General features: G+C 61.4%; 14 protein-coding genes. 6 read left to right on the forward strand and 8 right to left on the reverse strand.

Annotated elements, in window-relative coordinates; all coding sequences use genetic code 11:
• Positions 1-52 precede the first annotated feature (52 nt).
• The 3 genes from GJB56_RS19780 to GJB56_RS19790 form a co-directional block, all read right to left on the reverse strand.
• Complete coding sequence (locus GJB56_RS19780) at positions 53-1,444, reverse strand: MFS transporter (protein ID WP_019745709.1); 1,392 nt, start codon at positions 1,442-1,444, stop codon at positions 53-55.
• Between the two features lie 250 nt (positions 1,445-1,694).
• Positions 1,695-3,350, reverse strand: a complete 1,656-nt coding sequence (locus GJB56_RS19785; RefSeq protein WP_113682698.1) for an AMP-binding protein — start codon at positions 3,348-3,350, stop codon at positions 1,695-1,697.
• A 3-nt stretch (positions 3,351-3,353) separates the two neighbouring features.
• Positions 3,354-4,325 (reverse strand): phosphotriesterase family protein, encoded by a 972-nt coding sequence (locus GJB56_RS19790; RefSeq protein ID WP_019745711.1) that lies wholly within the window; start codon positions 4,323-4,325, stop codon positions 3,354-3,356.
• Positions 4,326-4,483: 158 nt separating this feature from the next.
• Between GJB56_RS19790 and GJB56_RS19795 the strand changes: the two genes are divergently transcribed.
• From GJB56_RS19795 to GJB56_RS19805, 3 genes are all read left to right on the forward strand, one after another.
• Positions 4,484-5,044, forward strand: coding sequence for a QsdR family transcriptional regulator (locus GJB56_RS19795; protein ID WP_003943195.1), 561 nt, complete (start codon positions 4,484-4,486; stop codon positions 5,042-5,044).
• 101 nt (positions 5,045-5,145) lie between these two features.
• A complete protein-coding gene (locus tag GJB56_RS19800; protein WP_019745713.1) occupies positions 5,146-5,850 on the forward strand; it encodes a FadR/GntR family transcriptional regulator in 705 nt (234 codons plus the stop codon).
• A gap of 15 nt (positions 5,851-5,865) precedes the next feature.
• Positions 5,866-6,672, forward strand: coding sequence for an ABC transporter ATP-binding protein (locus tag GJB56_RS19805; RefSeq protein WP_113682699.1), 807 nt, complete (start codon positions 5,866-5,868; stop codon positions 6,670-6,672).
• 12 nt (positions 6,673-6,684) lie between these two features.
• On the opposite strand, the gene soxR is transcribed toward GJB56_RS19805, so the two are convergent.
• Positions 6,685-7,125 (reverse strand): redox-sensitive transcriptional activator SoxR, encoded by a 441-nt coding sequence (gene soxR / locus GJB56_RS19810; protein WP_113682887.1) that lies wholly within the window; start codon positions 7,123-7,125, stop codon positions 6,685-6,687.
• A gap of 63 nt (positions 7,126-7,188) precedes the next feature.
• On the opposite strand from soxR, the gene GJB56_RS19815 reads away from it, so the two are divergent.
• Together GJB56_RS19815 and GJB56_RS19820 are read left to right on the forward strand one after the other, a co-directional pair.
• Complete coding sequence (locus tag GJB56_RS19815) at positions 7,189-8,619, forward strand: MFS transporter (protein ID WP_113682700.1); 1,431 nt, start codon at positions 7,189-7,191, stop codon at positions 8,617-8,619.
• Between the two features lie 32 nt (positions 8,620-8,651).
• Positions 8,652-8,864, forward strand: a complete 213-nt coding sequence (locus GJB56_RS19820) for a hypothetical protein (protein WP_020971089.1) — start codon at positions 8,652-8,654, stop codon at positions 8,862-8,864.
• Positions 8,865-8,873: 9 nt separating this feature from the next.
• Here GJB56_RS19820 and GJB56_RS19825 read toward each other — a convergent pair whose 3' ends face one another.
• The 3 genes from GJB56_RS19825 to GJB56_RS19835 form a co-directional block, all read right to left on the reverse strand.
• Complete coding sequence (locus tag GJB56_RS19825; protein ID WP_113682701.1) at positions 8,874-9,968, reverse strand: GGDEF domain-containing protein; 1,095 nt, start codon at positions 9,966-9,968, stop codon at positions 8,874-8,876.
• Positions 9,969-10,205: 237 nt separating this feature from the next.
• A complete protein-coding gene (locus GJB56_RS19830) occupies positions 10,206-11,345 on the reverse strand; it encodes a serine hydrolase domain-containing protein (protein WP_113682702.1) in 1,140 nt (379 codons plus the stop codon).
• A gap of 104 nt (positions 11,346-11,449) precedes the next feature.
• The gene (locus GJB56_RS19835; protein ID WP_060938239.1) at positions 11,450-12,319 is read right to left on the reverse strand and encodes an oxygenase MpaB family protein; all 870 of its coding nucleotides are present in this window, start codon (positions 12,317-12,319) and stop codon (positions 11,450-11,452) included.
• A gap of 116 nt (positions 12,320-12,435) precedes the next feature.
• On the opposite strand from GJB56_RS19835, the gene GJB56_RS19840 reads away from it, so the two are divergent.
• Positions 12,436-13,056, forward strand: coding sequence for a TetR/AcrR family transcriptional regulator (locus tag GJB56_RS19840; protein WP_230091024.1), 621 nt, complete (start codon positions 12,436-12,438; stop codon positions 13,054-13,056).
• A 9-nt stretch (positions 13,057-13,065) separates the two neighbouring features.
• Here the strand turns inward: GJB56_RS19840 and GJB56_RS19845 are convergent, their stop codons facing one another.
• A complete protein-coding gene (locus GJB56_RS19845) occupies positions 13,066-13,758 on the reverse strand; it encodes a GntR family transcriptional regulator (protein ID WP_019745722.1) in 693 nt (230 codons plus the stop codon).
• Positions 13,759-13,764: the final 6 nt, after the last annotated feature.

A 13,764-nucleotide genomic window follows, 5' to 3' on the forward strand; every position in this document is an offset into this window, starting at 1 on the left:
AGACGCCCGCTACCGGTGACCGATAGCGGGCGTCTGTTCGAGACCGAAGGTATTACCTGGCGTAGAGGTGCGCGCCCGGAATTGCGTTCGGATCGTCCCGAACTTCCTTCGGGTTGGTCTCTTTCAGCACCCAAGCGCTGAAGAAGGTCACCAAGCCCATGAGTGCTACGAACACGGCAACCCATGTCGTGGTTCCGGTCTTCGCGATAAGTGCTGTCATGATGAACGGGGTGCCGCCGCTGACCGTGATCGCAGCCAACTGGTAGGCCAACGATGCTGCCGAGTAGCGCACGTTGGGTGCGAACAGTTCACCCATGTATGCCGCGATAGGCCCGTAGGTCATCGACTGGAACACGCTGCCGACCGTGACTGCGATGAAGAACAGCGGCAAGGACTTGGTGTTGATCAACCAGAAGTACGGGAATGCCCAGACCACGATCGCCGCGGCGCCGATCAGGATCATCGGACGACGACCGATCTTGTCGGACATCTTCCCGGACCACAGCACCACGCCGACTGTCAGCAACGCGCTCAGGAGCGAGATGATGAGCAGTGAGTTCCGCTTCAACCCCAGTTCGGTTGTGCCGTAGCTGAGCACGCCGGCGATGCTGATGTAGAACAGTGCATTGGTGGCGGCCAGAAGTCCGCAACCGAGCAGAATCTTGCGCCAGTGATCCTTGAGCGCCTGCGCCAGTGGAGCCTGAACGACGACATCCTTTTGGTTCTTCTTGGCGTCTTCCTGCAACTCGAGGAATTCCGGCGTGTCCTCGACCTTCGTCTGGATGTACAGAACCACAGGGAAGAGCAGCGCGCTGGCGAAGAACGGAACCCGCCAACCCCAGCTCAGGAATGCTTCGTTGGAAATGGTCGCGGTCGCGACGAGGAAGACCAGGTTGCCCAGCACTACACCGAACGAGACACCCATCTGACCGAAAGTGCCTGAGAATCCACGCTTCTTGGGACTCGCGGATTCGGTGAGGAGAAGGACGATTCCGCCCCACTGGCCACCGCAGGCGAGACCTTGGATGAATCGCAGTGTCACCAGAAGAATCGGAGCGACGACGCCGATTGCCGACGCACTCGGAATCGCGCCGATCAGGAATGTCGCGACAGCCATCAGCAACAGGCAGGTGACGACGGCGGGCTTGCGTCCGTACTTGTCGCCGAAGTGTCCGGCGACCAAACCGCCGATGGGGCGGGCAACGAAGCCGGCCCAGAACGTACTGAACGAGAGCAATGTGCCCATCAGTGCGGATGAATCGGGGAAGAACACATGCGGAAAGACCAGTGCCGCAGCCGTTCCGTACAAGAAGAAGTCGTACCACTCGATGGAACTGCCGAGCAGTCCCGCGCCGAGAAGTTTGCGGTGCGCTTTCTTCTTCTTCCGTTCCTGATCGGACAGGCCCCCTGCCTGCGTGTTCGAATCCACTGCCGATCTCGTCATGGGTTACTCCTCGATGGGTCGGACGCTCGTCGCGCCGGGAGTTGAGAAGTGAAACCGGGCCAGAAGTAGAAACTGACACCAACTTCAACTCTGTGGCGTTGCGATCAGTCTGCGATACAAAAAGAGTGATGTCAATCACTGAAATGCATTGCCGCATAAGGGACTAAATCCCCTATCGATGCTCGCCGATCACCACGACGAATGGCCGGCTCACCTTGTCGGCGGCCGGCAATTCGTTTGTCAGGCAGATCTAGTTCGGTACCCGCAGTTCACGACGAAGAATCTTGCCGCTCACTGTTTTCGGCAGGTCATTCATGACCTCGACGATGCGTGGATACTTGTATGCTGCAAGCCTTTCCTTGCAGAACTCGACCAGATCCTCGGTGGTCGCCTCGGCACCGTCCTTGAAGGACACGAAGGCCTTCACGGTTTCGCCGCGATACGGATCCATGACACCGACGACGGCAGCCTCTCGTACGGCAGGGTGTTCGTAGAGAACATCTTCCACTTCGCGTGGCCACACTTTGAAGCCCGAGGCATTTATCTGATCCTTCATCCGGTCTACGATGTAAAACCAACCGTCGCCGTCCATGAATCCGATGTCGCCGGTGTGAAAACGCCCGTCCGGCATCGCATGTGCGGTCTCGTCCGGCTTGTTCCAGTATCCGAGTGCAACCTGGGGACCGGAGACCACGATCTCGCCGTACTCCCCGATCTGTACCGGCCTGTCGTTCTCGTCCACCACCTCGGCGTACGTATTCGATACCGGAACGCCGACAGCAACGGCCCCCGACGCCGGATCTACCGGCGCTTCACGCGAATTCGGCACCACGATCGCCGGGCTGTTCGTCTCGGTCAGCCCGTAGCCGTTGTGAATGTAGTGACCGAACTTCGCCCGGAACGCTTCCAACGCCGCGTGCGGGATCGGCGCGCCACCTGAATACACCGACTCGAGAGAGCTCAACGATTCCTTCGAGACTGCGGCGCTGTCCGTCCACGCGATGAATACGGTGATCGCTCCGATGATCGCGGTAGCCCGATGCTCCGAAATCGACTCCGCTGCAACGATGGGATGGAATCGGCAGGTCAGAATCGTGGGCGCGCCGGCCAGGAGTGGAGCCGCGACGTGCCCGATCAACCCGGTGATATGGAACAGTGGCGCCACCGCGAACATCGCGCCGCCGGGGCTCAGCCCCAACCAGTCCCGATAGATCTGCGCTGCGAACACGACATTTGCGTGCGTGTTCATCGACCCCTTCGGCGGGCCGGTCGTCCCCGACGTATAAGGAAGGTAGGCAAGGTCTTCCGGGGACAGATCGACCTTCTCGGGCTTCTGTCCTCGATGAGCCTCGATCAGTTCCAATAGGTCCGGAAATCCATCATGACGAATCCTGGACGCCGAACCGAAGATCCGTTCATCGTCGCGCGACTGAAAATCCCGTTCCGACGTGGTGATGACCCGTCGCACTTCGGTGCCCTCGGACGCAGTCGCCACGGTCTCGGCCGAGGACTCGAGACAGATGACTGCTACCGCGCCGCTGTCCGCGAGTACGGTGGACAGCTCACGGTCCCGGTACATCGGATTGACCGGAACGACGACAGCGCCGAGTTTCCAGACTGCGACCGTCGCGATGACGAACTGCGGAACATTCTGCAGGACAAAGGAAACTCTGTCGCCGAACCCGATTCCGTCCACGGCGAGGGCTACCGCAAGCGCGTCCGACATCTCGTCGAGCTCGGCAAAGCTGACGGTCCTGTCGAAGTACCTGATGATCGGGGCGGTGCGATCGCGCTCCAGCGACGCACGGAACATCGCGAGGGCATTGACATGCTCGATGTCCACATTCGGCGGAGTGTCGGCGTCGTAATTGGCGAGCCATGGCTTGCTCTCGTACACGTTGGTCATAACTCAGCTCTCGAAGTACCGACGCGGATTATCCACCAGCATGGTGTTGATCTGATCTTCGGTGACGCCACGTTCGAGCAGCGTGGGAATGACCTGATCGCTGATGTGGGTGAAATTCCAGTTCGGCACTGCGGCTGCCTTGGCCTCACTCGAGAACCAGTCGATGAAGCACGAGGCATCATGTGCCAGAACCATTTTCTCGGCATAGCCTCGGCGGGCCAGTTCCACGACGGTGTTCACCCGCTCCTCGAACGGGAGCAGAACATCGAGACCGAAACGGTCCATCCCGAGTAGCGAACCCGCATCGGCGAGAGCACACAGGTAGTCCAGGTCGGTCGAATCACCCGAGTGCCCGATGACGACCTTGCTCAGATCTGCACCTTCCTCGGCCAGAACCTTCTGCGCAACGAGGCCCGATTCCGTGTGCGGGTTCGTGTGAACCGTGATCGGTACCCCGGTTTCGACCTGCGCCTGACCGACCGCTCGCATCACACGCTCGACGCCGGGAGTCAGACCAGGTTCTTCGATGGCGCACTTGAGGAACGACGCGCGGATGTCTGTGCCGGCAATGCCGTCCTTGATGTCCTTCACAAATAGATCAACCATCGGCTCGCGCACGTCGAACAGCAAACCTGGACCGGTGTAATGGAATTGGAACGGAATGTCGTTGTACGTGTAGACGCCGGTGGCGACGATGATGTTGAGATCGACCTGCTCGTTGATCCGCGCAATACGCGGGATGTAGCGACCGAGTCCGATGACCGTGGGATCGACGATCGTGCTGATCCCTCGCGACTTCAGTTCGGACAGCTTGGTCACCGCATCGGCTACTCGAGCCTCCTCGTCCCAAGGCTCCGGGTAGTCGGGATAGTTCTGACGCATCTCCTCCCCCAGAACGAAGACATGCTCGTGCATCAACACCTTTCCCAGATCGGCTGTGTCCACCGGCCCACGAACGGTTTGTACTGAACTCATCGATCGAACCCCTGACTGTGATCGCCATCACTAACATGAGACAATGAGCTAGTGTGTCTCACGTCGCTTGGTTCGTCAATAGGTTCGATCCACCCGAAGCCCACCTCTGTTCGACCGCCGAAATTGTGCAGTACCGGACAACCGGAGAGAATGTCCCGATGCCTACCGACCTCGAACGCCGACGCGCGATCGACACCGCCGCGAGCATGTACCTCGCGGAGGAACCACTCGACATGTCACTGCTCGCCGAACGTCTCGGAGTAGGCCGCGCGACGCTCTACCGCTGGGTCGGCAATCGCGACGAACTGCTCGGAACAGTGCTGGCCGAGGCCACCGAACGGACATACCGGAAGGCGATGTCACAGGCGTCGGGGCAAGGTCCGGAGTACATCCTCGACGTCTTCGGACGCGTCATGCGGTCGGTGGAATCGTCGACCGAACTGCGAGCTCTGACGAAACGCGAACCGATGGTGTTCATCAAACTCGCGATGATGCCCGGCTCCATCGAATCGATCTCCGCTTCCATCACCGCCGAAATCTTGCAGTCCCAGGTCGACGCCGGCCAACTGACGATCACGCTCTCGCCGCAAGTGCTGGGCGAAGCTCTCGTTCGCATCTGCGACGTGCACCTCTACGCCCCTCTACTCGGGCGGGAAAAGGCGGAGATCGAGACGGCCCTCGACCTGATCGCACTGCTCCTCGGCGTCACCCGTAACTGACGGTATCGACTGCGTGAGCACTGCTCCGACACACGGCCCACCCGAGTCCTCAGACGTCTGATGAGTTGTTACGCTGTCGGTACCCCCACGAGAGGCAAGCCGTGTCCGACGACCACACAGGATTCACACTTCGCAGTGGTCCGCTGGTGCCGCAACTCGAACAGTTGCTTCGCGGGCGAATCAGGCAAGGAACGTGGGCGCCGTCCGAGCGCATACCGAGCGAGGCGGCCCTTGCCGTCGAACTCGGCGTCGGGCGTTCCTCGATTCGCGAGGCAATCCGCCTCCTCGCTCGCGACGGACTACTCGAAGTCCGACACGGCGTCGGCACCTTCGTGGCTGCCGCGTCCGAACTCGAGCACGTCGACGAATTCACCAAGCTACTTCGACGCTCACGCATCCTGGAGGTCTTCGAAGTCCGTCGCGCACTCGAGATCGAGGCCGCCAGACTGGCCGCGGAGCGGGTACAACCCGAGGACCTCGACGGCCTGCGGCGGCGACTGACCATGCGACACAGTCATTTCGAGGGTGACGTTGAAAAGTTCGTCGACGTCGACCTCGACTTCCACACCGAAGTCGTTCGGTTGTCCGGAAACGCGGTTCTGCTCTCGCTGTTCACGTCGGTGCGTCCACTCCTTCGTGAATCCCTCGTCGAGATGATGGCCCACGAGGCCGGCGTCCCCGACACCTCACATGCCCATGATCAGTTGGTCGAGGCCCTTCAAGACGCCGACCCAGAAGCCGCGGTAGCGGCAACCCGAGCAAATATCGACACCGTCTTACGGCGGTTGCGTGTGCTCGACGCCTAAGAGAGGTTAGTTCTCGTGCAACACCCCAACGGCACAGTTCTGTCGACCGAACACGTGGATCTCGTCCGCGACGGCCGATACTTGTTGAAAGACATCAACATTTCGATCGAACCCGGGCAACACTGGGTACTCCTCGGCGCGAACGGTGCAGGCAAGAGCACCCTACTGAGCCTTCTCGGAGCAACCGCCCACCCCACTCGCGGTTCCGTCTACGTCCTCGGGCACAAGCTGGGCCGAGTCGACATGAGGGAACTGCGGATGGACATCGGGCACGTGAACCCGCGCCACACGATCGGAATTCCGATCACCGTCCGCAACGTCGTGATCACCGGCCTCACCAACACCACCGAGGTAATGCCGCGGTGGTCACCGACGCCGGAGCAAGAGGCTCATGCCGACGCACTGATCGATCTACTCGGGATGAGTCCGCGTTCGGACGCACTGTGGCCCAACTTGTCCCAGGGCGAACGGGGGCGAGCCCTGATCGCCCGTGCACTCATGGTGGAACCACGCCTGCTCCTGCTCGACGAACCGGCGACCGGGCTCGATCTTGCTGCGCGCGAACAGCTCTTGACGGCTCTGGACGATCTCCGCAATCAGAACCCGTCACTTGCCAGCATCCTCGTGACGCATCACATCGAAGAGATTCCGAGCACCACCACACATGCTCTCCTGATCAGGGACGGCGTCGTGACCGCCAGCGGCCTCGCCGAGAATGTGATCACCACCCAGAACATCAGCGAGTGCTTCTCGCATCCCATCGAGATCGAGCGTCGTGGTGGTCGGTGGAATGCTCAGTCGCGGCCACGCGAAAGAGTGTGACCGACAGTAGTTTCAGAGACGTCTGGCGCCGGGCCCCTCCCGGCCCAGTTCGTCTCCAGGGTTGAGCAGGTTGCATGTCTTGAGTGACAGACACCCACAGCCGATACAGCCCGTCAGTTCGTCCTGCATCCGGCTGATGGCCTGCTTGCGCTCCTCGAGGCGCTGATTCCACTCCGTCGAAATCTTGCGCCAGTCCTTCTTCGTCGGAGTTCGTCCCTGCGGCAACGACCCGAATACTTCGGCAACTTCGGCCAGAGGTATCCCGAACCTGACTGCCAACTGGATGAGCGACACCCGCCGGATCGAGTGCCGCGGGAACTTCCTCATATTTCCTGCCGTCCGCTCTGCAGGAACCAGACCGAGTGTTTCGTAGTAGCGCACCGCCGACACGGCGACGCCGGTGCGCGCCGATACCTCACCGATCGAGAGAAGTTCGTCACTCTTACGGATCATTCTGCCTCCCAATGGCTGCGCGACATTGACCTGAAGCGCACTTGAGATTCTACCTTCGACAACATGCACTCCCCCACCGATGCTCCCGCCGGAACCTGGCGGCAGCTCCTGAGCGGTCGATACCTCGGCACCGCTACCGTCCTCGCAGGCGGCGTCGCGCTGTACGCGACCAACGTCTACCTGACGACCAGCCTGCTTCCGACTGCCATCGACGACATCGGCGGTCAGCAGTACTACGCCTGGACCGCGACGGTCTTCCTCATCGCTTCCGTCATCTCCTCGATGTTGGTCACCAACGTCCTCGCCGCCAGGGGACCGCGCGGGGCCTACCTGATCGGCCTCGCGATCTTCGCGCTCGGCACCGTCGTCTGTGCGGTCAGCCCGACCATGGAATTGCTGTTGGTCGGCCGCACGATCCAGGGTTCGGGAGGTGGCCTGCTGGCTGGTCTCGGTTACGCCGTCATCAATGCCGCGCTCCCCAGACATCTGTGGACCCGCGGGGCCGCGCTGGTTTCGGCAATGTGGGGAGTCGGCACCTTCGCCGGCCCTGCAATCGGCGGCGTCTTTGCTCAATTCGGAGCCTGGCGATGGGCTTTCGGCGTTCTGGTTATCGCGACGATCGCAGTCGCAGCTCTCGTCCCCAGCGCGCTACCGGCACATGAACCGGGCAGCACCACCAGTAGCCCGGTACCGGTCCTCTCACTGGCATTGCTGACTGCGGCAGCTTTGCTGGTCAGCGTTGCCGGAATTCTGTCGAACCTCGCAGTGACCGCAGCAATGGTTCTCGCCGCTGTGCTGCTACTGATCGCCTTTGTCGCCGCTGACCGTCGCTCGCGCCACGGCGTACTACCGCCGTCGACGTTCAACGCGTCGTCGCTCAAGTGGGTGTACCTGACCATCGTCGTCCTAGCTGTTGCGTCGACCGTCGAGACGTTCATTCCACTCTTCGGCCAACGACTTGCCGGACTGGCACCGCTCGCGGCCGGATTCCTCGGGGCCGCACTCGCTCTCGGCTGGACTCTCGGCGAAATCCCGAGCGCCTCGGCGACTTCCCCTCGTATCGTGCGACGAATCGTTGTCAGCGGTCCGATCCTCGTCGCGATCGGGTTGGGCATCATGGCAGCATTTCTCACCGAACACGCCGGCGCCGGTGCGATGGTCGCGTGGGTGATCGGACTGCTGGTCGCCGGCGTCGGAATCGGCATCGCCTGGCCCCATCTTGCAGTCGGTGCGATGACCTCGGTCACCGATCCCGGAGAAGGTGCGCGTGCCTCCGCTGCCATCAACACCGTTCAGCTGATCGCAAATGCCTTCGGCGCAGCCCTGGCCGGAGTGCTGGTGAACATCGGCGAACCGTCGACGCTTCGTTCTGCGCAATTGCTTCTCTTCACCTTCGCCGCTATCGCGATCATCGGCATTGCCGTGGCAGCTCGCGCACTTCCGCGAACGCCCGACAAAATCGACAGCCCCGAAATCGTTCACGACGCTCGCTAAACTGTGGAAAACCCACACGGAGGAGTTGACCAGTGACAGAACCGGATCCGGGCACAGTGGAAACCGACTTCCCGAAAACGGGAGCTCCCGCACAGCGCGCGCTGATCGGAGCGGGCTACACCCATCTCGCGCAATTGACGTCCGTGTCCGAGAAGGAACTCGGCGCTCTGCACGGGATGGGACCGAAGGCTCTGAGGATTCTGCGTGAAGCACTCGCCGAACGCGGCCTGAGCTTCGCCGACTGAGCTCTCACATCAGACCAGGCTCGCCCGAACCTGGTTGCCACCTTCGCGCTTCGCTTCGTACATCACCGAGTCCGCGACGCGGAAGAGTTCGGCAAAGGCTTCGTCGACCGACTCACCCGGATGCCGGGGCGCGGTCCGGACCGCCATTCCGATGCTCGCGCTCGTCGGTGGATCATCGGTCGCCCCGTCCATTGCCGAGCGGATCTGTCCTTCCAGCCTCGCTATCACGCTGACCGGCACCCGCTCGACCACGACGAACTCGTCACCGCCCACGCGGGCGGTCAGTGCAGCTTTGGTTGTCCACAGACGAATACGCAGCGCCGTTCGCAGGATCGTGCTGTCCCCCACGTCGTGGCCGTGAACGTCGTTGATCGTCTTGAATCGGTCGAGATCGATCACCACCACGAGAACCGCGTCGGCCTCGGTCACCGGAGGCCCCATCAGATCCTTCACCCGACGCGAAAGCCCGCGACGGTTGAGCAGACCGGTCAACGGGTCTATGTCGGAAGTAGTGGCGTCAGATCCCAGAACTGCCAAGACAATTTGGGACACCACGGGAATCACAATGATGGTGGCCATCACGACCGCGATTTTCGCCAACCCCAAGCCGACGTCCGCTGCTGGCCCCAACAACAAAGTCCACCCCGAAAACACCGTGACCATCGAGGCGAAGACCAAGTGACCGACTTGGAGTTTCGGATTGTGGAAGAACGCAATATAGCCGCCGATCGACGCGAACACGACGCACGCGATGAGCCGACCCAGCGGTTCCGAGTCGGTTGCGGCGGCCGCCGCAATCGCAGCGTCGGAACCCACGACAAAGGTGTACGACCACAGCGGCGTCGGCGGAAACAGCCACCAGATCAGGGCAGCGCCGAGGCACAACACGATAACCGTCAGATTGACCGCTCGCCAGAACGTACCTTGCGGACCGACGTCACTGAATCGCGCCGACAGCAACACCAACCCCATCCAGAGTGCCGTTCCGCCGACCAGCGCCCGGCAGGAAGTCAAGAACCCACGATCTTCGAGGTACCTGCTGAAACTGTGGAACTGGTCCGGCAACTGCCACCAGCGCATGACAACTTCGACGAAACCGTTCATCGCCGGTCAGCCGATTCAGGTCTGCAACTTTCGGGCATACTTCGACGTAGCGGACAAGCTGATTTCCCCCCGGAGCACACTGGCATATCCGGCAGCATAGTCAGCTGCAGTGGACGAACCAACCGTTCCGCCGGATTAGCGATCGAGCCTACAACCAGCCCCGTCGGCTACTACTCAGCAAGGATTTGAGTAGCGTTTCGCCCTCCCTGTCATATCGATCAAACGCAGTCACATCGATCAGCTCAGTGCGTCGTAGGCAGCCGATACGTACTGCGCCGATCTCTCGGAACCGAGCAGGCCCGGCCCCATCTTGTTCATCACGTACGAGAAGGTCATGCGCTTCTCGGTGTCGATGATGATCTGCGAGCCACCCCAACCTCCCCAGAAGCAGATTCGCCCCTCCGGAATGAACGGGACGGACTCGGGCGTCGGCAATCCGAATCCGACGCCGAAGCGGACCGGCACACCGAGGACGAGGTCGACCCCGTACGACTGCTCCTCGAAGATCTTGTCGATCGTTTCCTCCGACAGCAGGCGAACGTCACCGACCTTGCCACCGCACGCGATCACCGATTGGATCCTTGCGAGTGCCCTCGCATTCGAATGACCGTTGGCCGCACCGATCTCGGCGGCTCGCCACCCGTCGGTCCACGAACCTGTCGCGTCGGCCGGCGGTGCGGTGAAGGTCTTCACCATGATGTTGTCCATCCCGAGTGCCGCGATGTCGATCGGCAAAGGCGGTGGCGCAATCACATTCGAGACTCGCCCGTATTCCGACTTCGGCAAGCCCAGGCGGAAATCAGCATCGAGCGGACCGGCTATTTCCTCGTCGATGAAGCGGCCGAGGGTTCGACCGTCGATGCGCCTGACGACCTCGCCGATCAGGTGGCCGTAGTTGAGGGCGTGATATCCGGATGCAGTACCCGACTCCCACCACGGAGCCTGCGTCGCCAACCGGGCTGTGGCGTACGCGTCGTCGCAAATGTTCTCCAAGGTGAACGGTTGATCCCACCCCGAAACACCCGAAGTGTGCGACAACAGTTGCCGGACCTGAATACGGTCCTTACCCGCTGCTGCGAACTCGGGCCAGTACTGCGCGACCGGGGCATCGAGATCCAGCAACCCGCGGTCGACGAGCATGAGCGCGGCCAGTGCGGTCACGGTCTTACTGCAGGACCAGACGTTGGTGACGGTGTCGCGGGCCCAAGGAGCAGTGTGCTCGACGTCGACCCAACCGCCCCACATGTCGACGACGGATTCGCCGTCGATCGTCAGTGCGATCGCTGCCCCGACGTCCTCGCCGGAATCGAGATTGTGTGCCAGCGCCTCCTTCAAGCCAGAGAATCGCTGGTCACATACGCCTTCGATGTTCGCCACTGACAGCCTCCACAGGAAAGTTAAAACTTGACGTCAACTTCAACTATGTCGAGTATGTGTCCGATTCACCTGTGGTGTCAATCACTTCAAGTGTCAGAGTCGGCTCAGACCAACGGGATTCCCTTGGCGATGCGCCGACGCAGATCCCAGAGATAGAAGTTATAGGGGAACATCCGCAGAATCTTCGGGCTGAACCGATTGACCAGCGCGGCGACGCGCATGGATCGGTCGAAGTTACGCTGCTGACGCGCTGACCACGGGAGCCGCATTTCGTCACGAAAGGCCTGGGGCAGGAACCCGGTGGTGACAAATCGGTTGAGCGGACCGACCACGGGATGCAACAGCTTCGGCGTGAAGGTCGCCGACGCGATCCCGTAGAGATGCTCACGAATCGTCTCGTCGATCGCCACCTTGCCGAGGTTCTCGTTCCAGTAGACCTCGAACGCATCCCGGTCCGCCGGCCACATGTCGCGTCGCATCTGAAGGGTTGTACCGAACGTGGCGCTTCGCTGATAGAACGCATCCTGGGTGACCGGATCGAGATCCCCGTACAAGATTTTGTAGACGTCCTCGAAGCCTCGGTACAGGCAGGCGGCTACCCACAACTGCAGCTCGGGATCGAACGCGTTGTATTCGACCGCGCTGTTCTCATCGGAGCGAACGTGCTTGTGAGAGCCGTTGACTGCGCGTCGGTACAGCTTCTTTTCTTCGTCCGTCGCCAGGCTCGCGACGGCGAGATACGTCAGCGTCGTCCGGGTTCGCTTCACCGGATGCCGATCCAACCGACCCGTCTCGACCTTGCTCTCGTACACGCCGTACCCCACCGCCGGGCGCGCCAACTGCATGATGACGTTGGCGCCGGCGGCCAACAGTCCGAGCCCGGACATCGCTTTTTCGACCTCGGCGTCGATGTCGACCGCCTGGACGCCGACCGCTCCGATGCCGCCTGCCACCGCTTCCTCGCGCCCGTCCATCGAATCCCTACTCACCGTCATGGCAGAACCCCTTCGAGTCGATATCTGCGAACGCATGTTCTCAGATGAGTGAAACGCCGAAATGCCGAGATGTCAAGCAATCTCGGGATGCAAAGATGGTCTTCATGAATGACCAACCGCGTTCGTACGGTGGCGTCGACGGCGCGCTCCGCGTAGCCCAACGACGAGAGACGCTGATCGAGGCCGGTCTGGAACTCATGGGCTCCGCCGAGCCCGAACTCACGGTCCGCGGAGTGTGCAAGAAGGCCGGTGTCGCGGCACGGTACTTCTACGAGAGCTTCACCGATCGTGATGCTCTGATGTCGGCCGTCTACGACACCGTCATCACGGACATCGCCGTTTCAACCCAGGCCGCGGTGGAAGCCGCCGAGACCGAACGAGGCAAGGCGCTCGCCGGAATCGCGAACATCGTCCGCACGATCGCGCGGGATCCCCGTCGCGGACGTCTACTGTTCTCCAGCGCCCTGACGAGCCCTGTCCTGGCCGAGAAACGACGAGCGTCGACGACGATATTCATCGGTCTCCTGGCCGCCAACGCCAAGACCTTCTACCGATTGAACGACAGCGGCCACTTGACGCTGACGGCAACCTTCCTGGTCGGCGGCCTGGCGCAGACCCTCAGTGCATGGCTGGACGGATACATCGACGTGACGGAAGAAGAACTGGTCGCCGAATGTGCAGCGATCCTGCTCGCTCCCGCCCTACCTCCGTCTTGAGCTCCTGATTCAGTCCCAGATCCCGATGTTGTCGAGGTGAGCGAGAAGTCGAGCAGCGCCGTCGGAGAACTGCAGACTCATCTGCGCGTCCACCTGTTCTCGATCGTGCTTCTCGAACGCCTCGATCAAAGCGTCGTGGCTCGATACCGCAAGCTCACCCCAGCCTGGATCCGTCGCGTAGAGACGAGCAGGGGTGTACCGAATCGCGCCGAACAGGAACCATGCCAGCTTCGCACCACCCGCAGCGCGATTGATCAAGCGGTGGAATTCGAATTCGCACTGCTCGATCGCAGCTGCATCCGAGGCGTCCACCGCCGCTCGCAAATCGGCGTTGAGTTCCGTGAGTTCCACCAGTTGATCAGCTGTGATGGTGTCCATCGCCCGCAAAGCCAGCTTGACTGCGATCTGCCCCTGCAACCAGAAGATGTCTTCGATGTCTTGGCGACTGAGGGGCGAGACGAGATAGCCGCGATGCGGAACCAACTCGACCATTCCCTCGCCGCGCAATGCGACGAGGGCTTCTCGCACCGGCGTCACGCTGACACCGAGGTCGGCTGCGGTTTCGTCCAATCTGACGAACTCGCCCGGACGCACAGCGCCGGACATGATCAGGTTACGAACGTGGTTGGCCACGTCCTCCGACAACTGTGGCCGTCTCCTCAGCTCAGATGTCGCCCTCCGAGTGCGTGCAGACGTTGCCACAACCGA

Origin of the sequence: Rhodococcus sp. AQ5-07 (assembly GCF_009707305.1) — a bacterium.
Lineage (GTDB): Bacteria > Actinomycetota > Actinomycetes > Mycobacteriales > Mycobacteriaceae > Rhodococcus_F > Rhodococcus_F erythropolis.